This is a genomic window from Streptomyces sp. NPDC050509, assembly GCF_044457965.1.
Taxonomy (GTDB): domain Bacteria; phylum Actinomycetota; class Actinomycetes; order Streptomycetales; family Streptomycetaceae; genus Streptomyces.
The window spans coordinates 134,076-156,090 of record NZ_JBITHL010000011.1; the positions used below are offsets into that span (position 1 = coordinate 134,076).

Annotated in this window: 30 protein-coding genes and 2 pseudogenes; 13 read left to right on the top strand and 19 right to left on the bottom strand. The window is 70.2% G+C overall.

Features of this window, described 5'->3' with window-relative positions:
* The first annotated feature begins 7 nt into the window (after positions 1–7).
* Positions 8–163 (top strand): hypothetical protein, encoded by a 156-nt coding sequence (locus ACIBJC_RS29405; RefSeq protein WP_399297574.1) that lies wholly within the window; start codon positions 8–10, stop codon positions 161–163.
* Positions 164–364: 201 nt separating this feature from the next.
* Here the strand turns inward: ACIBJC_RS29405 and ACIBJC_RS29410 are convergent, their stop codons facing one another.
* The 8 genes from ACIBJC_RS29410 to ACIBJC_RS29445 form a co-directional block, all read right to left on the bottom strand.
* Positions 365–1,252: an SDR family oxidoreductase gene (locus ACIBJC_RS29410; protein WP_399297576.1), complete on the bottom strand. Its 888-nt coding sequence runs from the start codon at positions 1,250–1,252 to the stop codon at positions 365–367.
* Positions 1,253–1,319: 67 nt separating this feature from the next.
* Entirely contained in the window at positions 1,320–2,423 is a 1,104-nt protein-coding gene (locus tag ACIBJC_RS29415) for an alcohol dehydrogenase catalytic domain-containing protein (protein WP_399297578.1), read from the bottom strand.
* Positions 2,423–3,412 carry a hypothetical protein gene (locus ACIBJC_RS29420; RefSeq protein ID WP_399297579.1) on the bottom strand — a complete coding sequence of 330 codons (990 nt, stop codon included), beginning with the start codon at positions 3,410–3,412 and terminating at the stop codon, positions 2,423–2,425. Before ACIBJC_RS29420 ends, ACIBJC_RS29415 begins: the two co-directional genes overlap by 1 nt.
* Before the next feature lie 96 nt (positions 3,413–3,508).
* The gene (locus tag ACIBJC_RS29425) at positions 3,509–4,252 is read right to left on the bottom strand and encodes a hypothetical protein (protein WP_399297581.1); all 744 of its coding nucleotides are present in this window, start codon (positions 4,250–4,252) and stop codon (positions 3,509–3,511) included.
* A gap of 87 nt (positions 4,253–4,339) precedes the next feature.
* Complete coding sequence (locus ACIBJC_RS29430; protein WP_399297583.1) at positions 4,340–5,179, bottom strand: fumarylacetoacetate hydrolase family protein; 840 nt, start codon at positions 5,177–5,179, stop codon at positions 4,340–4,342.
* On the bottom strand, positions 5,176–5,820 hold the full coding sequence (locus tag ACIBJC_RS29435; RefSeq protein WP_399297585.1) for a VOC family protein: 645 nt from the start codon (positions 5,818–5,820) through the stop codon (positions 5,176–5,178). Before ACIBJC_RS29435 ends, ACIBJC_RS29430 begins: the two co-directional genes overlap by 4 nt.
* Before the next feature lie 20 nt (positions 5,821–5,840).
* A complete protein-coding gene (locus ACIBJC_RS29440; protein WP_399297587.1) occupies positions 5,841–5,966 on the bottom strand; it encodes a hypothetical protein in 126 nt (41 codons plus the stop codon).
* Between the two features lie 11 nt (positions 5,967–5,977).
* The gene (locus ACIBJC_RS29445) at positions 5,978–6,352 is read right to left on the bottom strand and encodes a hypothetical protein (RefSeq protein WP_399297589.1); all 375 of its coding nucleotides are present in this window, start codon (positions 6,350–6,352) and stop codon (positions 5,978–5,980) included.
* An 87-nt stretch (positions 6,353–6,439) separates the two neighbouring features.
* On the opposite strand from ACIBJC_RS29445, the gene ACIBJC_RS29450 reads away from it, so the two are divergent.
* Positions 6,440–8,140 carry an FAD-dependent monooxygenase gene (locus tag ACIBJC_RS29450; protein WP_399297829.1) on the top strand — a complete coding sequence of 567 codons (1,701 nt, stop codon included), beginning with the start codon at positions 6,440–6,442 and terminating at the stop codon, positions 8,138–8,140.
* 10 nt (positions 8,141–8,150) lie between these two features.
* Here ACIBJC_RS29450 and ACIBJC_RS29455 read toward each other — a convergent pair whose 3' ends face one another.
* The gene (locus tag ACIBJC_RS29455) at positions 8,151–8,735 is read right to left on the bottom strand and encodes a TetR/AcrR family transcriptional regulator (RefSeq protein WP_399297591.1); all 585 of its coding nucleotides are present in this window, start codon (positions 8,733–8,735) and stop codon (positions 8,151–8,153) included.
* Positions 8,736–8,872: 137 nt separating this feature from the next.
* Here ACIBJC_RS29455 and ACIBJC_RS29460 point away from each other — a divergent pair, with 137 nt between their 5' ends.
* Positions 8,873–9,361 carry a TetR/AcrR family transcriptional regulator gene (locus tag ACIBJC_RS29460; RefSeq protein WP_399297593.1) on the top strand — a complete coding sequence of 163 codons (489 nt, stop codon included), beginning with the start codon at positions 8,873–8,875 and terminating at the stop codon, positions 9,359–9,361.
* On the opposite strand, the gene ACIBJC_RS29465 is transcribed toward ACIBJC_RS29460, so the two are convergent.
* Both ACIBJC_RS29465 and ACIBJC_RS29470 read right to left on the bottom strand, forming a co-directional pair.
* Positions 9,328–9,600 (bottom strand): MerR family transcriptional regulator, encoded by a 273-nt coding sequence (locus ACIBJC_RS29465; protein ID WP_399297830.1) that lies wholly within the window; start codon positions 9,598–9,600, stop codon positions 9,328–9,330. The genes ACIBJC_RS29460 and ACIBJC_RS29465 overlap by 34 nt on opposite strands.
* Positions 9,598–9,951, bottom strand: a pseudogene (locus tag ACIBJC_RS29470) (Tn3 family transposase); the annotation flags it as partial. The gene ACIBJC_RS29465 and the pseudogene ACIBJC_RS29470, both read right to left, overlap by 3 nt.
* A 75-nt stretch (positions 9,952–10,026) precedes the next feature.
* On the opposite strand from ACIBJC_RS29470, the gene ACIBJC_RS29475 reads away from it, so the two are divergent.
* Positions 10,027–10,500: a hypothetical protein gene (locus tag ACIBJC_RS29475; RefSeq protein ID WP_399297595.1), complete on the top strand. Its 474-nt coding sequence runs from the start codon at positions 10,027–10,029 to the stop codon at positions 10,498–10,500.
* Between the two features lie 17 nt (positions 10,501–10,517).
* Here the strand turns inward: ACIBJC_RS29475 and ACIBJC_RS29480 are convergent, their stop codons facing one another.
* Positions 10,518–11,090 carry a tyrosine-type recombinase/integrase gene (locus ACIBJC_RS29480; protein WP_399297832.1) on the bottom strand — a complete coding sequence of 191 codons (573 nt, stop codon included), beginning with the start codon at positions 11,088–11,090 and terminating at the stop codon, positions 10,518–10,520.
* On the bottom strand, positions 10,988–11,515 hold the full coding sequence (locus ACIBJC_RS29485) for a tyrosine-type recombinase/integrase (RefSeq protein WP_399297597.1): 528 nt from the start codon (positions 11,513–11,515) through the stop codon (positions 10,988–10,990). Before ACIBJC_RS29485 ends, ACIBJC_RS29480 begins: the two co-directional genes overlap by 103 nt.
* A 143-nt stretch (positions 11,516–11,658) precedes the next feature.
* Here ACIBJC_RS29485 and ACIBJC_RS29490 point away from each other — a divergent pair, with 143 nt between their 5' ends.
* The 7 genes from ACIBJC_RS29490 (at position 11,659) to ACIBJC_RS29520 (ending at position 16,429) form a co-directional block, all read left to right on the top strand.
* A complete protein-coding gene (locus ACIBJC_RS29490) occupies positions 11,659–11,829 on the top strand; it encodes a tyrosine-type recombinase/integrase (RefSeq protein WP_399297599.1) in 171 nt (56 codons plus the stop codon).
* Positions 11,830–11,960: 131 nt separating this feature from the next.
* Positions 11,961–12,821: a HipA family kinase gene (locus ACIBJC_RS29495; protein WP_399297601.1), complete on the top strand. Its 861-nt coding sequence runs from the start codon at positions 11,961–11,963 to the stop codon at positions 12,819–12,821.
* On the top strand, positions 12,818–13,246 hold the full coding sequence (locus ACIBJC_RS29500; RefSeq protein ID WP_399297603.1) for a DUF3037 domain-containing protein: 429 nt from the start codon (positions 12,818–12,820) through the stop codon (positions 13,244–13,246). Before ACIBJC_RS29495 ends, ACIBJC_RS29500 begins: the two co-directional genes overlap by 4 nt.
* A gap of 241 nt (positions 13,247–13,487) precedes the next feature.
* Positions 13,488–14,249: a 3-oxoacyl-ACP reductase FabG gene (fabG, locus tag ACIBJC_RS29505; RefSeq protein WP_329823190.1), complete on the top strand. Its 762-nt coding sequence runs from the start codon at positions 13,488–13,490 to the stop codon at positions 14,247–14,249.
* Positions 14,250–14,266: 17 nt separating this feature from the next.
* On the top strand, positions 14,267–15,055 hold the full coding sequence (locus tag ACIBJC_RS29510) for an SDR family oxidoreductase (RefSeq protein WP_399297606.1): 789 nt from the start codon (positions 14,267–14,269) through the stop codon (positions 15,053–15,055).
* Between the two features lie 161 nt (positions 15,056–15,216).
* Positions 15,217–15,900, top strand: a complete 684-nt coding sequence (locus tag ACIBJC_RS29515; protein WP_329823188.1) for a uracil-DNA glycosylase — start codon at positions 15,217–15,219, stop codon at positions 15,898–15,900.
* Positions 15,901–15,970: 70 nt separating this feature from the next.
* On the top strand, positions 15,971–16,429 hold the full coding sequence (locus ACIBJC_RS29520) for a hypothetical protein (protein WP_399297608.1): 459 nt from the start codon (positions 15,971–15,973) through the stop codon (positions 16,427–16,429).
* 21 nt (positions 16,430–16,450) lie between these two features.
* Here the strand turns inward: ACIBJC_RS29520 and ACIBJC_RS29525 are convergent, their stop codons facing one another.
* The 3 genes and pseudogenes from ACIBJC_RS29525 to ACIBJC_RS29535 form a co-directional block, all read right to left on the bottom strand.
* On the bottom strand, positions 16,451–16,945 hold the full coding sequence (locus tag ACIBJC_RS29525) for a hypothetical protein (protein WP_399297610.1): 495 nt from the start codon (positions 16,943–16,945) through the stop codon (positions 16,451–16,453).
* Positions 16,946–17,104: 159 nt separating this feature from the next.
* Positions 17,105–17,668: a DinB family protein gene (locus tag ACIBJC_RS29530; RefSeq protein WP_399297611.1), complete on the bottom strand. Its 564-nt coding sequence runs from the start codon at positions 17,666–17,668 to the stop codon at positions 17,105–17,107.
* Between the two features lie 32 nt (positions 17,669–17,700).
* Positions 17,701–18,198 (bottom strand): annotated as a pseudogene (locus tag ACIBJC_RS29535) (TetR/AcrR family transcriptional regulator); the annotation flags it as partial.
* 152 nt (positions 18,199–18,350) lie between these two features.
* On the opposite strand from ACIBJC_RS29535, the gene ACIBJC_RS29540 reads away from it, so the two are divergent.
* Entirely contained in the window at positions 18,351–19,256 is a 906-nt protein-coding gene (locus ACIBJC_RS29540; protein ID WP_399297612.1) for a Gfo/Idh/MocA family protein, read from the top strand.
* Here ACIBJC_RS29540 and lnt read toward each other — a convergent pair.
* The 3 genes from lnt to ACIBJC_RS29555 form a co-directional block, all read right to left on the bottom strand.
* The gene (gene lnt / locus ACIBJC_RS29545) at positions 19,180–20,811 is read right to left on the bottom strand and encodes an apolipoprotein N-acyltransferase (protein ID WP_399297614.1); all 1,632 of its coding nucleotides are present in this window, start codon (positions 20,809–20,811) and stop codon (positions 19,180–19,182) included. The genes ACIBJC_RS29540 and lnt overlap by 77 nt on opposite strands.
* A gap of 78 nt (positions 20,812–20,889) precedes the next feature.
* Positions 20,890–21,345, bottom strand: coding sequence for a nuclear transport factor 2 family protein (locus ACIBJC_RS29550; RefSeq protein WP_399297616.1), 456 nt, complete (start codon positions 21,343–21,345; stop codon positions 20,890–20,892).
* Positions 21,346–21,470: 125 nt separating this feature from the next.
* Positions 21,471–21,641: a hypothetical protein gene (locus ACIBJC_RS29555; RefSeq protein ID WP_329823175.1), complete on the bottom strand. Its 171-nt coding sequence runs from the start codon at positions 21,639–21,641 to the stop codon at positions 21,471–21,473.
* A gap of 166 nt (positions 21,642–21,807) precedes the next feature.
* Here ACIBJC_RS29555 and ACIBJC_RS29560 point away from each other — a divergent pair, with 166 nt between their 5' ends.
* Positions 21,808–21,987: a hypothetical protein gene (locus ACIBJC_RS29560; RefSeq protein WP_399297618.1), complete on the top strand. Its 180-nt coding sequence runs from the start codon at positions 21,808–21,810 to the stop codon at positions 21,985–21,987.
* Positions 21,988–22,015: the final 28 nt, after the last annotated feature.

Here is a 22,015-nt window from a genome sequence, read left to right on the forward strand (position 1 = left end):
CATCGCGGTGATCGACCTGGAACTGGCCATCGACATGTTCGTCGGCCCGCTGCTCATCCGCACGTTCGTACGCCACGACCCCGACCTCCCGGATGGACTGCCTGAAGGGATTTTCGACACCGTCCTCCATGGCCTACGGCCCGTCAGCTCCCCACGCAGTTGAACGCGTAGACACGAAGGCGCGGCCCCTGCCACCCGCCCGCAGCACCGCACCCGGTGGGCGCGCGAACCCGACATGGTGGTGCGCCCCGGCCGCTTGTCTGTCGCATACCGACCAGCCGTCAGCGCGGTGGTGGTTTTCCGTTGTCCCTACGTGGAGTGTCTCCCCTCCGTTGGGGGCATCCCACGACTGCGTCGGGGGCGCTCAGTCTCGCGCGGTGAACGCGGTGGCCGCTTCCGCGAAGGACGTGGGTACCCGGCCGAGCAGCATCCGCAGGACGTTGCTGTTGCCGCGCAGGCCGTGCCGGTCGTAGTCCTGCCACATGGCGCGCATGTCCGAGGCCCGGGACGCGGAGCCGTCCACTCCCGGCGGGAGCGGTGCGTCCGCCCAGTCCACCGTCCTCGCCTCCAGATCCACTCCTCGCGCGCGCCCGGCGAGGCGCACCGCGTCGGCCAACGTCAGGGCGGGTCCCGCGAGTTCGTAGGTCGCCGAGTCGTGCACGTTCTCGGCGAGCACCTTGACGCCGGCTTCCCCGAGGTCGCGCAAGTCGATGAACGAGAACTCGTTGTCGACGTTGAACGGCACCCCGACGGAGCCGGCCGGAGCCCTGCCCCACGTCGACAGGACGATCTGCGCGAACATCGAGGGCTGGAGGATCGTCCAGTTCAGCCGCGAGGCCCGCACGGCGGCCTCGGCGTTCGCCTTGCGCAGGTGGTGGCGCAGCCCTGGGGTGTGCGGGTGGAGGACGGACAGGTACACGAACCGGCGGGCGCGCGCGTGCCCAGCCGCCTCGACGGCCCTCATCGCGAGCACGTCTTCCTCCGGGTGGAACGCCGGCGGGATCATGAACACGGAGTCCGCGTTCTCCAGCGCTTGACGGACGGTGTCGGGCTTCTCCAGGTCGGCCTCGACGATGTCGTCCACGCCCAGGGCAGCCACTCGTTCCCGGCCTGCCGGGCTGTGCACCACGGCCCGGACCCGGAATGGAGCTCGCAGCGCGGCCTCCAGCACGTACGTACCGCAGAGCCCGGCCGCTCCGATCACCGCGATCAGGGGCGGCTCCTGGCTGCGTACGGATGGTGATTCGGACACTTTCCCGGCTTTCTCTCGCAGTTCCGCGGCGACTTCGCACAGAGTCGTGACGCGCTCGTGCGTCGGATCAGGGGTTGATCACGGTCATCCACATCGGGTCGTCGACCCGTTGCTCTATGGCGTCCATGGCCTTGAGCGCTTCGGTGAGCGGGAACCGATGGGTGATGAGCTCGTCGGCGGTGAGGGCGCCCGTCGCGAGCAGACGCAGCACATCCGTCGTGTCCTGGCGGGTGCACGCGCGAGTGGCGACGAAGCGCCAGCAATGCATCATCAGGGCGATGGGGGGCAGCGACAGCGGGGTGGAGTTACCGCCCATGTGCACGAGTGTGCCGCCGGTGGCCATGCCGGCCATGGTCTGGCCGAGGGCGGGACCCTCCGGGATGAAGTCGATGACGGCTTGGGCTCCCTCGGGTGCCAGCTCGCGCAGCCGACGGGTGAGAGTGCCGTCGGTCGACCAGTTCTCAGGGAGTTCGTCGAGTGCGACGATGCCGGCCGGTACACCGCCGGCGAGCTCGGCGACGCGGTGGAGGCGCTCGCTGTCGCGGCCGACGAGGATCAGACGGGCGACTCCGAAGTGCTCCGCGAGTTTGACCGTCGCGGTTCCCATGGTGCCGGTCGCGGCGGTGACCACGAGGGTGGCCCGTTCCGGAAGGTCGGCACACTTGAGCGCGCGCACGGCGTTGGCCAGATCCTGGACCTTGGCCGCGACGTCGAAGCCGACGGAGTCCGGCAGGGAATCGGTCAGCCAGTGCGGGACACGGACGTACTCCGCGAGTCCGCCGTCGTGGTACTGCTCGTACAGGGGCATCGGGCCATCGCCGAAGGCGGCGTGGCCGAGCATGGCCTGCTGGGCGCACATCATGTCCCGGTCGGTACGGCAGTACTCGCACTCACGGCAGTTCAGCAGGGGGTGCACCCGCACCCGGTCGCCGACCGCGTGGCCGGTGACGTCGCGGCCGACGGCGGAGATGACGCCTGCGGCCTCGTGACCAAGTGTGGTGGGCAGGTGCTTGAGCGCTCCCATCCGAAGCAGGCGCATGATCCCCGGCGCCAGGCCGGCGGAGGCGACCTTCACGACCACGTCGAGCGGACCTGGCTCGGGGACGGGCGCCTTCTCCAGGACGAGTGCTTCGGCGCCCTGGTGCGCTCGCAGGGCAAGCATCGTGGCCATCAGCGGACCTCCACGGTGAGGCTCGGGAGCCGTTCGGGGGTGTAGGCATCCGCCGTACGCGTGGTCTCGGCGACCTGGGGCAGTTCCTGGTGCGAGAGGAGACTGACGTAGTCCCCGGGCTCGGTCACGACGCTGGCGTGGGAGATGCCGAGCGGGATGCGCACGAAGTCGCCCGGCTTGAGGTCGACGACGCCCCGCTGGGTGATCAGCGTGCGGTGACCATGGGCCTGGTACTGGATCTCGTCGGCGTCCAGGGTGCGCCGGTAGCGGCGCTGTCCGCCGGGAATGGTGGCGACCATGCCGAGGCGGATGCGATCGGTCGTGTACAGCCAGGTGACGTCCTGACCGGGATCGGCCCGCAGCACCGCCATCCGCCGGTCCTCCTGGTGCACCTGCTCGAGCAGGAGCTGTTCGTCGACCCCGAAGACGGTGATGTCGTGGCCGAGCGCGGCCATGCACTGAGTGATCGCCTCGTTGGCCCCGCCGGGCTGCCAGCCGGGGAACGGCGGGAAAACGGCCGCGGACTCCCGCTGGGCCGGCGCCAGCTCGGTGACCGGCGCGGGGATGTAGAACAGCAGGTGGCTGTCCTCGCGGCCGTAGTTGTCGTGGGCGACGCCGCGCGGGATACGGGAGAACTCGCCGGGCTGGAACTCGATCACACCGAGCTCGGACATCAGCGTCCGCTCGCCGCTGATCTGGTAGGAGATCTCGTCGACGTCGCAGTTGCGGTGGTAGAACGGCTGCCGACCGTCGAGTTTCTGCCACTCGACGCGGATCTCTTCGTTCTCGTAGACGCCGCGCGGCGGGGCGAATGCCTCCGGCTCGTACTGCTGCGGGTAGTGCACCACGGTCAGCGGCGGGTGCTCCGCCCACAGCTTGACGGGCACCTTCGGGGGATGCGGCGGCGAGAGAAGCAGGTGCTCGTCGCGGACGATACTGCGCAACGGATGGTCGGAGCCCAAGACCATGACGTCTTCAACGACGCTCACGGGGACCTCCTTGTCCTTGGGTGAACGAGTGGATCGACTCGGGTGACGGGGAGGGAATGTGTGCCGCAGCCTGTTGCCCGAAGCTCGTGGCAGTGGTCACCTCTTTCGGCCCCAGTACATCTCGATGCCCTTCCATTCCATCAGCTGAGGACTGTCGACCTTGTCCCCGAACGCCTCGCGGATCTGCTCTCCGGAGTAGTAGGGGATGTCGTCCACGGGGACATGCGCGAAGAGTTTGTCGAACCACTGCCGAAGGTGGACGTCGGAGTTGATACGGGAGAAGAACGTCGCTCCCTTCAGGACCGATTCGGCCAGCACGATGCGCCGGCCGGGCTTCATCACCCGCAGCAGGTCCGCAGCCGTCTCGGCCCAGTCGTCGCAGTGTTGGGTCGCCTGCAACACAGCGACACAATCGTATGCCTCGTCGCCCACCGAGTCCGTGTACGACCAGCGCCAGCAGCCGATCTGGCCGTTCCGGCCGGGGACCTTGCCGAGGACCGCGTTTCGTCCGTCCTTGATGATCTCCACGGTGTCGATGACGCCCTCCGGCCCCACCAAAGCCCGCATGTCCTCGACCCATCCGGAGGGCGCGATGCCCTCACCGATGAGCAGAACCCGGTCTCCGGCACGGAGTTCGAGCAGACCGTAGACGATCTCGGAAATCGGCCGCGCCAGCTCCTGCCAGATATACGGCAGGCCACCGGCGATGGCCATGGCCATTTCCCATTTCGCCCGCAGGTTGACGTCCTGGATCTCCGGGCCGAAACGCTCCTCGTCCCACGGCTGGATGTATCCCCACGGGTCTCCGCCACCGAAGCTGTCCTTGGCTTGTGTACTCATGTCGTCATGTCCTCCGTAGCCTGCCGGAACCGTGTGGTGCAGGGGCCGTTCCTCCGGCTGGAATGCCGCCCCGGCGCGCCCGGTCGATCAAGCGCAGGTGTTGACAAGGGTGCCGATGCCTTCGATCTCGATGCGTACCTCGGTGCCGGACCGCAGGAAAAGTCCCTGCCTGTGGCCTACGCCGGCCGGGGTTCCGGTACTGATCACGTCGCCGGGTTCAAGGGTCGTCTGCCGAGACAGATAGGAGACCAGCGCTGGAACAGGGTGGATGAGCTGCGAGGTGCGTGCGTCCTGGCGCAGATCGCCATCGACCCAGGTGCGCAGGCACAGGTCGTCGGGGTCGGTGAGTTCGTCGATCGTGACCAGGGCCGGCCCCATGGGGGTGAAAGTGTCGAAGCTCTTGGCGGCGGTGACATTGGCCGCCCGGCCGGGGATGCGCCCCTTCTGCACGTCACGGGCGCTGACGTCGTTGACGATCGTGAAGCCGGCGACGAACGCGTACGCTCCCGCCTCGGACACGTCCGTCGCGCGTCGGCCGATGACGACCGCGAGCTCGCCTTCGTAGTCGACCTCGTCGGGGGCCGCCTTCGGGAAGCGGATCCGCTCGCCCGTACCGATGACCGAGGACGGCGCCTTCAGGAAGACGACCGGCTCCTCCGCGACGCCCTTGTAGGCCACCTCGGTGCGGTGGTCGGCGTAGGCGTAGCCCACTGCCCAGATCTTCGAGGGCCGGGGGACGGGAGCGAGGAACTGGGTCTGCGTCGTGGGCACCCGGTCGCGGACCGCGGCCGTGGCCAGGGTGCCGAGGTCGAGGCCGCCCTGGAGAGCCGTACCGAGGTCGGTTGCATCGACGTCGAGGAAGGCGACGGTCTCGCCGTCGTCCTCCAGCCTGCCGATTCCCTTGACCGTGCTGACGAGCCTGGTCACAAGGCCACCGCCCGGTTGTCGAGACGCAGCAGCTCGCGCTCGGAGTCACCGGCGCGGAAGCGGGCGGCGAAGCGGTCGGGGTCCAGTTCCAGCCCGGAGGGGTTCGCGGCGAAGACGGGCCCGGACATGAAGGCCGCCTCCTCCTCGCCCGTAGCGAAATTGGGGCACGAGAACTCGACGATGTTCCGGTCCGGGTCACGGTAGTAGAAGCTGGTGGCCTGTCCGTGGTTGGCCGCACGGTGCGGGCGCACGCCGATGGAGGCCATGTGTTCGTGCTGGGAGATGAGGTCGCCCAGGCCGCTGACGCCGAACTGGAAGTGGTGCAGACCGGGCCCGGAGGACTCCGTCTCGCTCAGGCCTTCGACGCCGAACAGGGCGAAAACCTGGCTGTGCGGGGCGTCTGCGATACGGAAGAAGCCCAGCCGGACGTCGACCGCCCGCTCGGGCATGCCGACGGGGCGCGGCGGGGCGTCCGGGTCAGGGGCCCGCTCGTAGAACGGGCCGTGCCCGAGGACGTGGGCGTAGAAGGCGGCCATGTCGTCGTAGCGCGCGGTCTTGAGCACCAGCTCGGAGAGCTGCAGCGCGACGGCTTGCGTTCCGCCGGCCCCTGTCCCGGCCTCGGCCTGGGGGGTCGTCGTCATCGTGAGGGCCTCCTTGCCCGTCAAACGGTGGGGTACAGCGGCCTTGAGGTGCGGCGCGCGATGCGCCACTTGGCGCCGGTACGGCGGAACCAGTGGGTCGTGTTGAGGACGCGGCCCGGGAGGTAGGCGCCATCGGGCTGCCGCACGTGCAGCAGGATCAGTGCCTGCAACTGGACGGACTTACCGTGGGGCCGCCGGCCTGGACCGTGGTGACCTCATCGGCAAGCACATGGACGGTCTGCCTCGGCGTGTCGGCCTCCCGCGCACGGAGGAAGTCGAGAATCTCACTGCGCCCACGGAGGGCCCTGCCGTGGGCCTCGAATGCGGCATCGTCCGCGAACACGTCGATCCCGGCAGTGGCCCAGCCTCTGTCGATGTCGTGGTGGTAGCCGAAAACCAGAGCCGGGCAGTTGCTCCCGGCATCGTCTTGATCAGCAGGAGTCACCATGACGTTCCCTGTCTCTTGAACCTGAGATGAGCGTAGCACCGCACACGATCGGTCAAAAGTCTTGCGTTTTTCCAGGTCTTCCATGCAGCGGCATGCGCGTGCCATTCTGACCCTGGTTCAAGAGGTGGGGCCATGAGCGGTCCGACCCTTGCTCAGGAAGGCAGATCTTCTATGTCTGACCAGCACGAGAGAGCAGGATCTCGGCGCGTCCTCGTCGTAGGAGCGGGGCCAGTGGGCCTCGCGCTCGCGATCGATTTGGGGTGGCGTGGTGTACCGGTCACCGTGATCGATCAGGGCGACGGCCGCGTGCCCTTTCCGGCAGGCGAGGCGATATTTTCACGCACCATGGAACACCTGCGCCGCTGGGGTTGCGCGGAAGAGGCACGCACGGAGTCGGCACCGGCCCCGGACTACCCGCACCGCACGGTCTTCGCCACCTCCGCCACGGGGCACGTCCTCACCGAGTTCGACTACGGGGTCACCAACCGGTCTTCGGGCGTGTACAACCCGCTGACGCCGGAGGGTCCCGCGTTCCTGTCCAAGTTCTCCTTCGTGCCGTTGCTCGCGCGCACAGCCGGTGAACTGCCAGGAGTCGAGATCAGGTACGGCACCCGCCTGGAGACGATGGAACAGGACTCCAAGGGTGTCCTGGCCGTGGTGCGCGACCTGGCGAGCGGTGCCACCGAGACGCTGACCGGCACGTACCTGGTGGCCTGCGACGGAGGCCGCAGCGGCATACGTCGGGCACTCGGCATCGAGTTCGAGGGCATGTTCGCCCAGGGGCACAACTTCGCTGTGCACTTCCGTTCGCCGCAGCTGCTGGACCTGCTGCGGGAGCGGCTGGGCGGCCCAGCGGTGCAGATCCACACCCTGTCGTCGGTGCGCAGGCCGTACATCACGGTCGTCAACGGCGTGGACGAGTGGCGGCTCTCGGTCTACCTGGACGAGGAGCCCGACCCCGGCGACGCGGTCGCCTGGATACGCGAGGCCGCCGGTGCGCCGATCGACGTGGAGATCCTCGCAGCGCAGCCCTGGAGCGGACACTGCGTTGTCGCCCGCACCTACCGTGAAGGGCGCGTGTTCCTCGCGGGCGACGCCGCGCATCTGCTCTGGCCCAAGGGAGGCTTCGGCGCCAACACCGGGATCGGCGACGCCGTGGACCTCGGCTGGAAGCTCGCCGCGACCCTCCAAGGATGGGGAGGCCCGGCGCTCCTGGACAGCTACGACCAGGAGCGGCGGCCGATCGCCGTCCGTAACGTCACGGAAGCCTCCAGCAACTGGAGGGCCGACGCGCAGCTCGTCCCCGATCCAGTGCTCGACCGCATGGACGCGGAAGGCGAACTGCTCCGACGTGAGCTGGGCGAGGAGATCCGCCGGTCCCGGGCCAAGGAGTTCCGCTGCACGGGCGTCCAGCTCGGATACCGTTACAGCGGTTCCCCGATCTGCGTGCCGGACGGCAGTCCGGAGCCGCCCGACGAGCCGGACGAGTACGTACCGTCGACGTGGCCCGGCTGCCGCGCACCGCACGTCTGGATGCCCGACGGCAGTTCGGTGCTCGACCACTTCGGGCGCGGGTTCACGCTCGTGGTCTCGGGTTCCTCGGACCCGACGCCGCTGGTGCAGGCCGCCCGCCGGTGTGATGTGCCGTTGACGGTGCTGCGCCTCGCCGACCCGGCCGCCGCAGAGCTGTACGAGCGGCCGCTCGTCCTCGTCCGCCCGGACGGCCACGTCGGCTGGCGGGGTCGGCAGGCTCCCGCGGATCCCGTCGCTGTGCTCGACATGCTGCGCGGGGCGACGGTCCCGCCTCCGGACGCGAAAGCGCCCGGAGCGGCGCGGACGGTATCACCGGGAGCCGGTACTCACCTCGTCTGAGTTACCGCTCTCAGCGCTCCCGCCCCTTGGCCCTCGAACTCCTGGCCAGGGCGGACTCCATCAGGAACCGGATCATCTCGTGGGCCGGCCTGTTCCGGTCGTTGGGCACGTTCGCCCCTTCGAACACGGCGACCGCGACATCGCGGACGAGCGCGGCATCGACGCCGGGGGCCTGATCGAGGCCGTGCTCGGCCATGAGCTCGTCGACCAGTCCCACGATCCAGTTCAGGAAGGTGTTGTGGGCCTCGCGGACTGCCTCCGAATGAGGAAGCCGGTCGTGCATGGCCTGGTGCAGCGGCCGGGAATAGCGCATGTCGGACAGCCCGCGCACCAGACGGCTCAGTGGGTCGGCACCGGCCTGCTCCTCGTTGAGGATGCGGATCTCGCGACTGAGCATGCGGTTCATGACGGCGGCGAAGATGTGGTCCTTGGAGTCGAAGTACCAATAGACGTTGCCCCGGGCCACGCCCGCGGCGGAACTGATGTCCGCCATCGTGGTCTTGGCGTAGCCCTTCGAGAGGAAGAGCTCGGTGGCCGCGGCTAGCAGATCACCCGTGCGCTCCTCCCGGGGGATCTGTTGGCGGTTCCGCGGCATCCCGACTCCTCCCATGAGTTCACCAAATCTCAAGTGAGTGTAGACACCCGGCAGGCCGTGCCCTGCTCAGGAGGAAGGAGCGCTGTGCCCACCGGTCCCCGGCGAGGAGAGTCCCTGGAGATCCTTCAGCGGGGAGGATGCGGCGCGTTCAGCGCGAGGATCGTGCCGCGGAGCTGCTCGCCGCCGCGACGGAACTGTGCCCGACCCGCGGCCATGCCGGCACGGCGATGGCGGACATCAGCGCGGCGGCAGGTGTCGCCCGAGGCGATGTCTACGGGTATTACTCGTCAAAGGACGACATGTTCGCCGCGGTGATGGACGGGGTGCTCCGCCACGAGATCCAGGCGCTGGACAGCGAACTCCGTGACCGCGATCCGCTCACCGCGCCGACCCGGCGCCTCGCGGACATGCGTACTCCGCCGGTATTTCAAGCCCTCTCCGGATGCCGTCGCCGAGGTGACCAACCTGCTCGCGCCCGGCGACAGCAGGCGGTGACCTGGGGCGGTCGGCGGGAGTCCGCGACCAGAAGGTCGACAGAACCATTCGGGCGTGATACCCGACAGAGAAACGTGGGTCATCAGTTCGCGGCGGATCAGTTTGCGCGCCCTCGGAGTTCGGCGAGGTAGTCGGCGATCGCGTCACGGTTGCGGGCCAGGATGTCGACGCGTTCGGTCAGCCTGTCACGTTCGCGTTCGAGTGCCGCCATCGTTTCCGGTGTGACGCCTTCGAAGACGCGCGGATCGCGCGGAGATTTCAGGCAGGGCAGGATCCCGCGGATTGCGTGCGTGGACAGGCCGGCGTTCAGCAGTTCGCGGATCTGCTGGACGCGGCCCAGGGTCGCTTCGCTGTAGTCGCGATAGTTGATCTGGCGGCGGTAGCCGGGCTCGTCGGCAAGGCGCAGGATGTGCAGGGACTTGGCGATCCGCCCGTAGTGCGCGATCGCGTCCCCCAGCGGGGTCGGCCGCCCGTCCCGGGACAGGATGCGGATGACGTCGTAGGCGCGCACGGCGCCGGTGTGGACGGAGCCGAAGATCCGCAGGGTGTCCTCCCACTGCCGCTCGATTCGGGCGAGGTCCACCCGACCATGGGCAGCGTCAGTGAAGGCGCCGTAGTCGGCGGAGCGGTCGATGCGCCACATCTTCTGCTCCGGCAGGTCCGCCAGCTGCGGCGCGTACGCGAACCCAGCGAGCGTGAGCAGCCCAAACACGATGTCGCTGTTTATGTGGCCGGTTCAAGTTGACCTTCCTCCAGTAGGGTGAGGCTTTCGATGAGGTGGCGGGGGGAGAGCGTCTTGGATGTCACCGTTCAGTGGATACGGACGTCCTGGACGAAGGAGTCCCGAGGAGGAGAGGCTGCGGCTCGCAGGAACGCGGTCCCGGTCGGCTTTCGTGTCCCGCATATGTCGCCTTCGGTCGCGCATGTAGTTCGCATGCATGAGCGAGACGGCTTCGCTCCCCATGACGGCCAGGAAGACCTGCGGAAGGTCGACGTCCAGCTCCGGGAAGACGACGGTCGGTTGCGTGTCCTACCCCGGGTCCAGCCACTGTTTGCCATACCGCCTCGGCCACGACGGCCCCCGGCTGTGCGCCTTGTCCCCGGTCAGTGGGTCCGCTGGCAGCTCAACTACCGTTTCAGCAGCGCGGCGGGAGTGCGGGGCTGGTCGTACTGGCTTGACACGTTCAACATCGCTTACGGCCCGGTGGGATCCGATGTGTTCTTGTTTCCACCCACGGTGCTCGTTGATGAGCGAGGACCAGTCCGGTAGCCGCGGATGGGGAGTGATCACGCACTGGAGTCTTCGGCTTTCTCGTCGGGATGGGCGGGTTGCCCAAGGTCCGCCAGAGGCTTGTCGATGCGCCGGCTGGTGCAGCGGTGCCGTCCCACCTCGCGGTCCCAGCCGCGTACGGCGGCGTCGTGAGCGAGGGTCTGCTCGACTTCACGTCGAGCCCGCAGCCGTGGGACGTACTCAGGTGTGGTGACGAACTTGGCGCAGGTCAGGTAAAGGTCGCACTCGCATGGGCCTTCGGTAGGAAGGCGCAGGCACCGGCCGAGTTCAAGCTCCGTTTTGAAGAAGTTCGTCTTGAGCCAGTCGATTGAGGTGTCCGGCAGAGCGCCGGTTCTGAGTTCTGCGGCGGCGGGCCCGGCGATCGTTGCTCCGGGTCCGAGGACGGCCCGGTAGTCGCGCAGTACTTCCTGGTCGCTGACCTGTGCGTGGACGAGTGCCATGCTCACGGAGGTGTGCCCGAGGAACTTCATGATGGTGTGCAGCTTCGCGCCGCGTTCGGCGAGCTGGGTGCCGACGGTGTGACGGAATCGGTGGGCGCCGCGACGGTGCCTCGGCCGGCGCCGTCGCAGCCATCGGGACGGACCAGGCCGACAGCTTTGCAGGCGTCCTGGATCGAGGTCTCGAACAGGTAGTAGGTCGACAGCAGCTTGCCGTGGCTCATGAACAGGTAGCGGACTTCCTCGCCGGTGCGCTCGTCGGTGAAGGGTCGCTCGGGCGCGTGTCTGCGCAGGTCGATGACTTTTTGCAGGGCCTCGGCGGCGTCCTCGTGCAGTGGGACGACCCGCTCTCGATAGGTTTTGCGACCGGACAAACGCAGCCGTGGGGTGCCGTCGGGGTAGCGGTCCAGGCAGTCGACCGGGAGGCGCTGGATCTCCGTGCGGCGGGCCCCGGACCAGCGGGCCACCAGCAGGGCGGCGCGTTGGAACGGGCAGGCGATCGCGTCGATGACCGGCATGAGCTTGTCGAGTTCGTGGTCGGGGATGAAGCGGGGCACCTTTTGGGGGGACTCGGGTGCGTCGCCCGCGCCGATGAGGGTGTAGCCGGAAGCCAGCGTCGGCCGGGGCCGGCGTCATTCCCCCGCGTGCCGAGGGAGCGAAACCCTGGCCGTGGGCGGCGGCCCCGAAGGACGGCTTCCACGTGCTGCGGCACACCTGCGCATCGATCATCCTGGAGGCCGGAGAGTCCGTGGTGACCTTGGCGCGGTGGCTTGGGCACTCCTCGCCCGCGATCACCCTCGGTTACTATGCTCACTTCATGCCGAAGGCCGGAAGCAAGGGGCGCACCGTCATCGACGGACTGCTCGAGTAAGGAGGGAGAACCGCATGCCAGTTGAAACTCCCCGGATTCTCCCCAAGGCCGTGGGCGGACGAATCCTGCTGCTGCACCCCTCCGAAACGGACCGTGGATTGCAGGGCTGAAGAGATGGGTGGCCTGGGAAAGTGCTGAGAGAAGTCGCCGCAACCCGCTATGTCACGCCCTTGCGTGAGGGTGGCTCGCTTCCCGGGATCGTCGAAGCCGACGATCTCGGTACGTACGTCATGAAGTTCACCGGGGCCGGACAGGGCCGCAAGACGCTCGTCGCCGAGGTCATCTGCGGACAGCTCGCGCGCAGGCTCGGGCTGCCGATCCCCGAGCTGGTACGGATGGAACTCGACCCGGTCATCGGGCTCTCGGAGCCCGACCAGGAGGTGCAGGAGCTGCTGAAGGCCAGCGGTGGAACGAACCTCGGGATGGACTACCTGCCGGGGTCGATCGGCTTCGATCCGCTGGCGTACGAAGTGAGCCCCGAGGAGGCGGGCCGGATCGTCTGGTTCGACGCCGTCATCAACAACGTCGACCGCTCCTGGCGCAACCCCAACCTGCTGGTCTGGCACGGGGATCTGTGGCTCATCGACCACGGGGCCACCATGATCTGGCACCACAACTGGCCGGGCGCCCGGACGTCCGCCGCCAAGCCGTACAACGCTTCCGACCACGCGCTCGCGCCCTTCACCCCCGATGTCGCCTCCGCCGCCGAACAGCTCGCCCCGCTGGTCACCGAGGAGTTGCTGACCGAGGTCACCGCCGACGTACCGGAGGAGTGGCTGGCCGACGAGCCCGGCTTCGACTCCACCGAGGCGCTGCGCCGGGCCTACGTGGCGCCGCTGCTGGAGCGCGCCGCGACGATCCACCGGCGCATCACGCTGGACGCGCCCAGCCCCGAGCGGCCCTCGCGGGCGCCGGGGTGGCTGGCCGACCGGCTGGCCCCGCGGTCGCGCCGGGCGCAGGGTGCGCCGAGCGAGAAGGGCGGCGCCCAGTGACCACGAGGGACTTCACCGGACCCACGTACGTCAAGAACGTCAAGGGCGAGAAGGACACGTACGAATACGCGCTGCTGCGGGTCGTGCCGCGCGTCGAGCGGGGCGAGTGCTTCAACGCCGGGGTGCTGGTCTACTGCCGCGCGCGCTCCTACGTCGGCGCCCTCACGCACCTCGACGAGGCCAAGCTGTCCGCTCTCGACCCGCGGGCGGACCTCGCGGGGGTACGGGCGGCGCTGCGCGCGGTCGAGGGCATCTGCGCGGGCGGCGACGCGGCCGGACAGGCAGCCGTGGACGACGCGGGCCGGCGCTTCCGCTGGCTCATCGCGCCGCGCTCGACCGTCGTACAGCCGGGACCCGTCCATACGGGGCTGACGGCCGACCCGCGAGCCGAGGCGGAACGGCTGCTGCGTCTCCTCGTGCTCTGAAACGCTCCGAGTCGCTGTCCAGCCGCTGTCCTCCGAGCCGCTGTCCTCCGAGCCGCTGTCCTCCGGGTCGTCCCTCCGCGCTCCTCCTTGCCCCTTCCCGTGTTTTCCAGCGGCCGATTCCGCCACCGGCGGTCGTCGGCCGTTGACACGGCGTGCTCCGGCTTCTAGCGTCTGTCTGCTGAACCTACTAAGCGGTTGCTCAGCATCAGGGCCGCAGGATCCTAGGGCGAGGAGATCAGGGATGTCCACCACCGAGCAGCGCGTAGCGGTCGTGACCGGGGCGGCGCGCGGCATTGGCGCCGCCACCGCGGTACGGCTGGCCGCGGAGGGCCGCGCCGTGGCCGTACTCGATCTCGACGAGGCGGCCTGCAAGGACACCGTGGAGAAGATCACCGCGGCGGGCGGCACCGCCCTCGCCGTCGGCTGTGACGTCTCGGACGGCGCGCAGGTGGAGGCGGCCGTCGCGCGGGTCGCCGCCGAACTGGGCGCCCCGACCGTACTCGTCAACAACGCGGGCGTGCTCCGGGACAACCTCCTCTTCAAGATGAGCGAGTCCGACTGGGACACCGTGATGAACGTCCATCTCAAGGGCGCCTTCCTGATGGCGAAGGCGTGTCAGAAGCACATGGTGGATGCCGGGTTCGGCCGTATCGTCAGCCTCTCCTCCAGTTCCGCGCTGGGCAACCGTGGCCAGGCCAACTACGCCGCCGTCAAGGCGGGCCTCCAGGGCTTCACGAAGACCCTCGCCAAGGAGCTCGGCAAGTTCGGCATCACCGCCAACGCGGTGGCCCCCGGCTTCATCGTCACCGAGATGACGGCCCAGACCGCCGCCCGGGTCGGCATGGGCTTCGAGGAGTTCCAGGCCGCCGCCGCCACCCAGATCCCCGTGCAGCGCGTCGGGCGGCCGGAGGACGTCGCGAACGCGATCGCCTTCTTCGCGGGCGACGCGGCCGGATTCGTCTCGGGACAGGTCATGTACGTGGCCGGCGGACCGCTCAACTGATACCGGAGGCAGCCGACATGACAGAGCAGACGGATCGTACGGAACAGGGCGGGCGGGCCCCGGAGAGCGGCAGGGCCGCGCTGGTCACCGGCGCGAGCCGCGGCATCGGGTACGGCGTGGCCGAGGCGTTCGTCGCGCGCGGTGACCGGGTGTGCATCACCGGGCGGAACGAGGACGCGCTCAAGGAGGCCGTGGAGCGGCTCGGCGCCGACCGGGTGATCGGCGTGGCGGGCAAGGCGCACGACGAGGCGCACCAGGCCGTTGCCGTCGAGCGCGCCATGGAGGCGTTCGGGCGCGTCGACTTCCTGGTCAACAACGCGGGAACGAACCCGGTCTTCGGCCCGATGGCCGAACTGGACCTCAATGTCGCCCGCAAGGTGTTCGAGACCAACGTCATCTCCGCCCTCGGCTTCGCACAGCTCACCTGGCGCGCCTGGCAGAAGGAGAACGGTGGCGCGATCGTGAACATCGCGTCCGTCGCCGGGATCTCCGCGTCCCCCTTCATCGGCGCGTACGGGATGAGCAAGGCGGCCATGGTCAACCTGACCCTCCAGCTCGCACACGAGTTCGCGCCGGCCGTCCGGGTCAACGCCATCGCGCCCGCCGTGGTCAAGACCAGGTTCGCCCAGGCGCTGTACGAGGGCCGGGAGGCCGAGGCCGCCGCCGCGTACCCGCTGGGCCGGCTCGGGGTGCCCGAGGACATCGGCGGCGCCGCCGCGTTCCTCACCTCCGACCAGTCGGACTGGATCACCGGGCAGACGCTCGTGGTCGACGGAGGGATCTTCCTCAACGCCGGGGTCGGCTGACCGCCGGCCGGGGACCCCGGCCCCGGACCCCGGCCAGGGACCCCGCGGACGGTGGCGCGTACGTGAGGGGGCGAGGCCCCGGAAAGGGCTGGTAGGAACGGTTGTCAGTGGTCACCGGTAGGTTCAGGGATACAAGTGATTGCTTACCGGAGGTTGTTGACGTGACCGACACCGACATGCTGCCCGCGTCCTGGCGTGGTGTCCTCGGCGAGGAGCTGGAAAAGCCCTACTTCAAGGAGCTGACCGACTTCGTCGAGGAGGAGCGGGCGAAGGGGCCGGTCTACCCGCCGCGCGAAGAGGTCTTCGCCGCGCTCGACGCCACGCCGTACGAGCAGGTGAAGGTCCTGATCCTGGGCCAGGACCCGTACCACGGCGCGGGGCAGGGGCACGGGCTGTGCTTCTCGGTCCGTCCCGGGGTACGGACGCCCCCCTCCCTGCGGAACATCTACAAGGAGATGAAGGAGGAGCTGGGCCATCCGGTGCCGGACAACGGCTATCTGATGCCCTGGGCGCAGCAGGGGGTCCTGCTGCTCAACGCGGTGCTGACGGTCCGCGAGGGCGAGGCCAACTCCCACAAGGGCAAGGGCTGGGAGAAGGTGACGGACGCGGTGATCCGCGCCGTGGCCGAGCGGCCCGACCCGGCGGTCTTCGTCCTGTGGGGCGCCTACGCGCAGAAGAAGCTCCCCCTGATCGACGAGGAGCGCCATGTGGTGGTGAAGGGCGCGCACCCCTCGCCGCTGTCGGCGAAGAAGTTCTTCGGGTCGCGCCCGTTCACCCAGATCAACGAGGCGGTCGCCGCGCAGGGGCACGCGCCCATCGACTGGCGCATCCCCGACCTCGGCTGAGGGCGAATGCCCGTGAGGGCGGTTAGCGTGATGTTCGTCGGAGTTACGCGACGGACAAGCGGAGGCGGCAGTGGCGGAGCAGCGGCAGACGTCGGCGGATGCCGTTCTGACCAGGATCGGCCAGGCGGCCATGCTGCTCCACGGCGGCGACCGCGAGGAGGCCCGCAACCGCTTCGGCGAGCTGTGGGCGGAGATCGGTGAGGCGGGGGACCCGCTCCACCGCTGCACGCTGGCGCATTACCTGGCCGACACCCAGGACGACCCGGGGGACGAACTGGCGTGGGACCTGCGGGCGCTGACCGCAGTGGAGGGGCCGGACGGGGGCGCGGGGGAGCTTTCGCCCGCCGTGCGCGCCTTCTACCCGTCCCTCCATCTCAACCTCGCGGCCGACTACCTCAAGCTCCAGCGGCCGGAGGCGGCGCGGCTCCACCTCGACCGGGCGCGGGACGCGGCGGACGCGCTCGGGGCCGCCGGATACGGGAACGGGATCAGGGCGGGCATCGACCGCCTGGAGCGGCGGCTGGGGTAGCGGTGAGGGTGAGGGGCGGGCTCAATTTCCGTTCGCCCCCTGGCAGATACGGGCCTGCGGACTGTCGGCCGGCCAGCGCCCGAAGCCCTCGCCGAGCGCACAGACCTCGCTGAGGGTCGGTACGGACGGGATCGATGCGGGCAGCCGGGGCGCCGACTGCCCGTGAGCCCCCTCGTGGGGCTGCCCGTGACCCCGCCCCGGCGTTCGCGAGGCCGGGGAGCGGTCCCCGCCCGCCGTCCCGTCGACGCCCTCCCCGTCGGGCGCCGGGCCCCGTGCCCCGGGGGAGGCGGAGGCGTCCCGCCCCGGGGGCCGGGTGGGGACGATCCGCTCCAGGGCCTCCTTGGCCGGGGACTGGACGACCTGGGGTTCCACGTCGCCCGGCCCGCCGGAGGGGGCGGTCGCCGAGGGCGCGGGCCTGAGGTCCTGCGCGGGGCGCGGCCCCACGGCCACACATCCGGAGGTGGCCGTGACCGCCACGCCCACCAGGGCCATCACCACGTTTCTCGTTCGCTGCACGCGCGCAACTCTGCTGGGCGCGGGGCGCCGTTGGCGAGCGGAAGCGCGCTCCGTGGCCCGTACGGGTGAAGCCATTCGGGGGTGCGGTCGGCGCCCGTTGACGGCTCGGGACCACTGGCCGCGCGGCGCACGCGGCGGGTCGCGCGGGGCGCGCTTGGGTCAGTCGCCCGTCGTGCCGTCGATGCGCTCGCGCAGGAGGTCGGCGTGGCCGTTGTGGCGGGCGTACTCCTCGATCATGTGCGTGTAGATCCAGCGGAGGTTGTACGGCTCGCCGGTCGTCCGGCCGCGCTCGCCCGTGCCGAGATGGTCGAGCGGGAGCGGGGCCGCGACCTCCCGCGCATGGGCGATCTGGGCCTGCCAGGTGGCGTACGCCTCGTCCCAGGTGTCGTCCTCGCCCGGGTGGAGGTCCCCGTCCGGGTCGGCGTCGGTGAAGTAGATCGGCGGGGCCTTCTCGTCGGTCAGCCGGTTGCGGAACCAGGAGCTCTCGACCTCGGCCATGTGCCGGACGAGACCGAGCAGGTTCAGGTCCGACGGGGGTACGGCTCTTTCCCTGAGCTGTTCCCCGTTCAGTCCGGCACATTTCAGGGCCAGGGTCCCCCGGTGGAATTCGAGCCAGCCCTCCAGCATCTCGCGTTCACCCGCGACGGTGGAGGGCACGGTGCGGGTGTCGGTGGCCGGGGCGGCGGGCGCGGAGGCGCTCTCGGTGGTGGTCATGGCGGTCATCCTCACGTACGCCCGCCCGCCGTGGCCAGCGGTTATCCGACGGGCCCCGCCTTGTCACCCGCGGGTGGCACGGCATCGCCCAGCATGCCGCGCAGCAGTTCGGCGAAGCCCCGGCGCAGCTCGTCCAGGGAGGGTACGGCGCTGTGGTACGAGCCGGCCGCGCAGGCGAACATCAGCCCCTCGCACCACGCGACCAGCGAGAGCGCGTGCCGTTCGGGTTCGGCGGAGCCCGCCGCCGTCATCATCGCGACCAGCGGTTGCCGGAACTGACCGCCCGTCGCGTCGTAGAAGGCCCGCAGCTCCGGACGGCGGCTGGCCTCCAGCGCCAGTTCGTAGCGGGCGATGAGCAGATCGGGATGGCGGGTCAGATACCGGTGCAGGGCCAGGGCCAGCGCGTCGACAGGGCCGGCCCCGCCGCCCATGGCCACGGGCATCTCGTCCGGGGTGAGCACCCGCATCTCGCGCTCCGCGTGGCGCCGTACCGCCGCCTCCAGCAACGCCTGCCGGGCTCGTGCTGCGGAACTTCGACTCCATCGCCGACTGGCGGCCCCCGCGGCGCACGTATGCTTCCGGGACACCGCGCGGGCAGCGGGGATGACGCCCCGCATCACGTCGTTGGGCCGCGCGGAGCACTGAACCCCACCGTGGAGCACCGCACTCCACCCACGCCAGGGAGACCCCCGTGAAGGTCGGCTGCATCGGGCTCGGCGACATCGCGCACAAGGCGTACCTGCCGGTGCTCACCACCCTGCCCGGGGTCGAGCCGCACCTCCAGACCCGTACGCCCGCCACCCTCACGCGCACCGCCGAGACCTTCCGTATCCCCGCCGAGCACTGCCACACCGATCTGGACGCGCTGCTCGCGCAGGGCCTCGACGCCGCGTTCGTGCACGCCCCGACCGCCGCGCACGCCGGGATCGTCAGGCGCCTGGTGGCGGCGGGCGTGCCCACGTACGTCGACAAGCCCCTGGCGTACGAACTCGCCGACGCGCGGAGCCTGGTGGAGCTGGCCGAGGAGCGCGGCGTCAGCCTCGCCGTCGGCTTCAACCGCCGCTTCGCACCCGGCTACGCCCAGTGCCTGGAACACCCGCGCGAGCTGATCCTGCTCCAGAAGAACCGGGTCGGGCTCCCGGAGGACCCGCGCACCTTCGTCCTGGACGACTTCATCCATGTCGTCGACACCCTGCGCTTCCTGCTGCCGGGACCCGTCGAACACACCGATGTACGGGCCAGGATCAGGGACGGGCTGCTGCACCACGTCGTCCTTCAGCTCTCCGGCGACGGCTTCACCGCGATCGGCATGATGAACCGGCTGAACGGCTCCGCCGAGGAGATCCTCGAAGTGTCGGGACAGGACACCAAGCGGGCCGTCCACGATCTCGCGACGATCGTCGACCACAAGGGCCAGCCGAGCGTACGGCGGCGCGGCGACTGGGTGCCCGTCGCCCGCCAGCGCGGTATCGAGCAGTGCGTGCTGCACTTCCTGGACGCCGTACGGGCGGGCCGGTACCTCAGCGCACAGGACGCCCTGCGGACGCACGAGCTGTGCGAGCGGGTGGTACGCGCGGCGCTGGACCAGGCGGCCTGAGCGACCGTACGCCCTCCACCGCGAGCGCGACCGCCAGCACGGCGAGCGCCGCGTACACCGCCCAGTCGCCCAGCCTGACGTACGGGGTCGTGCCCGTCGCCAGGGGTACGTCGAAGACCGCGGCGGTGGAGCGGTCCGTACCGACGGCGTCCCCGACCCGCCGCCCGTCCGGGCCGAAGACCGCGCTGACGCCGGTGAGCGTGGCATGGACCATCGGACGGCCGCTCTCCGCGGCCCGCAGCGCCGCCAGCGACGCGTGCTGCTCCGGCGCCCAGCTCCCCCGGAACGACGAGGTGGACGACTGCGCGACCAGCATCCGCGCGCCCGACTGCACCAGCCGCCGACTCAGATCGGGGAACGCCGACTCGAAGCAGATCAGCGGACCGAACCGCAGCTCACCGCCCGGTCCCGGCGCCGTCATCACCACCTGGCGTGTACCGCGCACCCGGTCCTCGCCCGCCGCCCTGCCCACCGAGGTCGCCCAGCCGAGGGCGGCGCGCGCCGGTATGTACTCGCCGAAGGGGACCAGGCGCATCTTGTCGTACGCGGCGCCGGTCGGCCCGTCCGGGCCCACGAGGACGCTCCGCTTGAAGATGCCCGTACGGCCCGACGCGTCGGTGCTGCGCGCGTCCACGTTGACCAGGATCTCCGCACCGACCGTGCGCGACAGCGCGGCGAGCCGCCCCGCGAGATCGGGCCGCCTCTCCAGATCCATCCCGACACTGCTCTCGCCCCACACCACCAGACCGAAGCCCTGCCCGGCACTCCGACCGGCCAGGGTGCGGGTCAGGGCCTCGCCGCGCGCGAAGCGCCGCTCGACGGAGTCGGCGCCGCCTATGACGCCCGGCTGGACGACCGCGATCCGGGTGTGGCCCGACGGCTGCGGCCGGGGCGCCCACGCCGCCACCGACCCGACGGTGAGCCCGCACACCACCAGGGCCACGGCGGCGGCGGTCCGCGCGGCGGCCACCGCGATCAGCAGCGTCAGCGCGGTGTTCACCGCGACCACCAGCAGACTCACCAGCCACACCCCGCCCACCGAGGCGAGCCGCAGCGCGGGGGAGACCTCCCACTGGCTGGCGCCGAGCAGCCCCCAGGGGCCGCCCAGCCCCTCCCAGGACCTGGTCAGCTCGATCACCAGCCACCCCGAGGGCACCACGGCGAGCGCGCCGGCCGCCCGCCCCGGGGACGGCGCGGTGCCGCCCAGCGCGGACCGCACCAGCCACCCCCAGGGCGCCCAGAGCAGCCCGAGCAGGCCCGCCAGCAGCACGATGAAGACATGCAGGCTCGGCATCAGCCAGTGGTGCACGGCGACCATGAACCCGAGACCGCCCAGCCAGCCGTCGAGCGCGGCCCGGCGGGAGGTGGGGGCGCTCCGTACGAGCAGCATCCAGGGCACCAGCGAGACATACGCGAGCCACCACAGCGACGGCGCGGGGAACGCGAGCGCGGAGAGCGAGCCCGCCGTCACCGCCGCGGCCCCGCGCCACCACGGCGACGCCAGGCCGGGGCGGTACCGCGAGCGCTCCGACCGGTCGGCCGTGGTCCCCGTCACCCTGCCTCCTCGCCGAGTCCGTCCAGCAGACCCTTCCGTCCAGCAGACCCTTCCCCTGCCGGACGGCGGTGAAGCGGATCAGGGCGCGGCGGGATCCGCGCCGCGCCGCCACTTCTCGTGCACCGTGACCGTACCCAGCCGCCACTCCGCGTCGTCACGGAGCAGCCCGAACGCGAGGGTGCCGCCGCGCAGCAGGTCCGCGCCGGAGGAGTGGCTCAGCGGGCTCAGGTAGTCGGCGCGCACCTCGGCGCGGTCGCCGGTGTAGCCGCCCAGATCCTGGAGGCGCAGCCGCCGGTTGACGATCAGGTGCTGGCGTACGGTGTACGGCCGCAGGGTGCCGGCCAGCCAGTCGGCGACCTCGGCGGCCGGTCCTTCGATACCGCCCGCCGCCGTGTAGTCGGCGCGGCCGTCGGGGGTGAACAGGGCCCGGAACCCCGGCCAGTCCGCCTCGTCCACGGCGACCGCGTAACCGGTGATCACCTCATCGATGGCGAGCCGGTCCATCACGGTCGCGAGGTCCACACGCTGTGTCATCGGCTCAGTCTCCGGCAGGGAACGCCCCGGGCCAAGAGGCGCGCACACCGATGGCAAAAAGGAACAGCCCCCGGATGGTCCAGGGGCTGTGCGGTGCGACGGCGGCCGGAGGTCGGCCGCGGGAATCAGGCGGCCTGGTCGACCTCGTCGTGGAGGGCCGCGGCCCACTCCAGCAGGAGGACTTCGTACGCCTCCGAGGGCCATGTTCCATCGGCCGCGTCGACGAGGGCGCGGATCCGCTCATTGGCCGCGACGGCGCCGGAGGCCGGGACAGCGGATGCGGAAGAAGAGGACATGTCCCAAGCGTAGGGGCAGTGAAGGGGCTCCCGGTGCCGATCCGGGAGCGTCCTTGCTCACACTCGTGGTAGGCAACCCCTCACACATCGGCATTTCATTTTATGTGCATTTGCTGTCTCTGTGGGTATAAGTCCGGTGAGGAGTGACCTCTGTGAGGAGGTTCGTATGAAAACCGAAGCGGAGTTCTACGCGAGTGACAGGCCGCCCCACCCGAAGCTGCCGGAGGACCGGCCGCGTGGCGGAGGCCCGAAGGTACCCCTGGTGCACACCGGTACCTGGAGCGTCATCGCCATCGTGGCCGTCGTCGTCCTGGTGATCGCTGTCGGGATCGTGCTGTTCCCCTGATCCGCTGATCGGCAGGAGTTCCTGGGGC

Excerpts from the sequence above, each read along its gene's own strand:
- ACIBJC_RS29415 (WP_399297578.1), bottom strand. The coding sequence starts at position 2,423 with ATGGCCACGATGCTTGCCCTGCGAGCGCACCAGGGCGCCGAAGCACTC.
- ACIBJC_RS29425 (WP_399297581.1), bottom strand. The coding sequence starts at position 4,252 with ATGAGTACACAAGCCAAGGACAGCTTCGGTGGCGGAGACCCGTGGGGA.
- ACIBJC_RS29435 (WP_399297585.1), bottom strand. The coding sequence starts at position 5,820 with ATGACGACGACCCCCCAGGCCGAGGCCGGGACAGGGGCCGGCGGAACG.
- ACIBJC_RS29445 (WP_399297589.1), bottom strand. The coding sequence starts at position 6,352 with ATGGAAGACCTGGAAAAACGCAAGACTTTTGACCGATCGTGTGCGGTG.
- ACIBJC_RS29450 (WP_399297829.1), top strand. The coding sequence starts at position 6,440 with ATGTCTGACCAGCACGAGAGAGCAGGATCTCGGCGCGTCCTCGTCGTA.
- ACIBJC_RS29455 (WP_399297591.1), bottom strand. The coding sequence starts at position 8,735 with ATGCCGCGGAACCGCCAACAGATCCCCCGGGAGGAGCGCACGGGTGAT.
- ACIBJC_RS29460 (WP_399297593.1), top strand. The coding sequence starts at position 8,873 with ATGCGGCGCGTTCAGCGCGAGGATCGTGCCGCGGAGCTGCTCGCCGCC.
- fabG (WP_329823190.1), top strand. The coding sequence starts at position 13,488 with ATGTCCACCACCGAGCAGCGCGTAGCGGTCGTGACCGGGGCGGCGCGC.
- ACIBJC_RS29510 (WP_399297606.1), top strand. The coding sequence starts at position 14,267 with ATGACAGAGCAGACGGATCGTACGGAACAGGGCGGGCGGGCCCCGGAG.
- ACIBJC_RS29530 (WP_399297611.1), bottom strand. The coding sequence starts at position 17,668 with ATGACCGCCATGACCACCACCGAGAGCGCCTCCGCGCCCGCCGCCCCG.
- ACIBJC_RS29550 (WP_399297616.1), bottom strand. The coding sequence starts at position 21,345 with ATGACACAGCGTGTGGACCTCGCGACCGTGATGGACCGGCTCGCCATC.
- ACIBJC_RS29555 (WP_329823175.1), bottom strand. The coding sequence starts at position 21,641 with ATGTCCTCTTCTTCCGCATCCGCTGTCCCGGCCTCCGGCGCCGTCGCG.
- ACIBJC_RS29560 (WP_399297618.1), top strand. The coding sequence starts at position 21,808 with ATGAAAACCGAAGCGGAGTTCTACGCGAGTGACAGGCCGCCCCACCCG.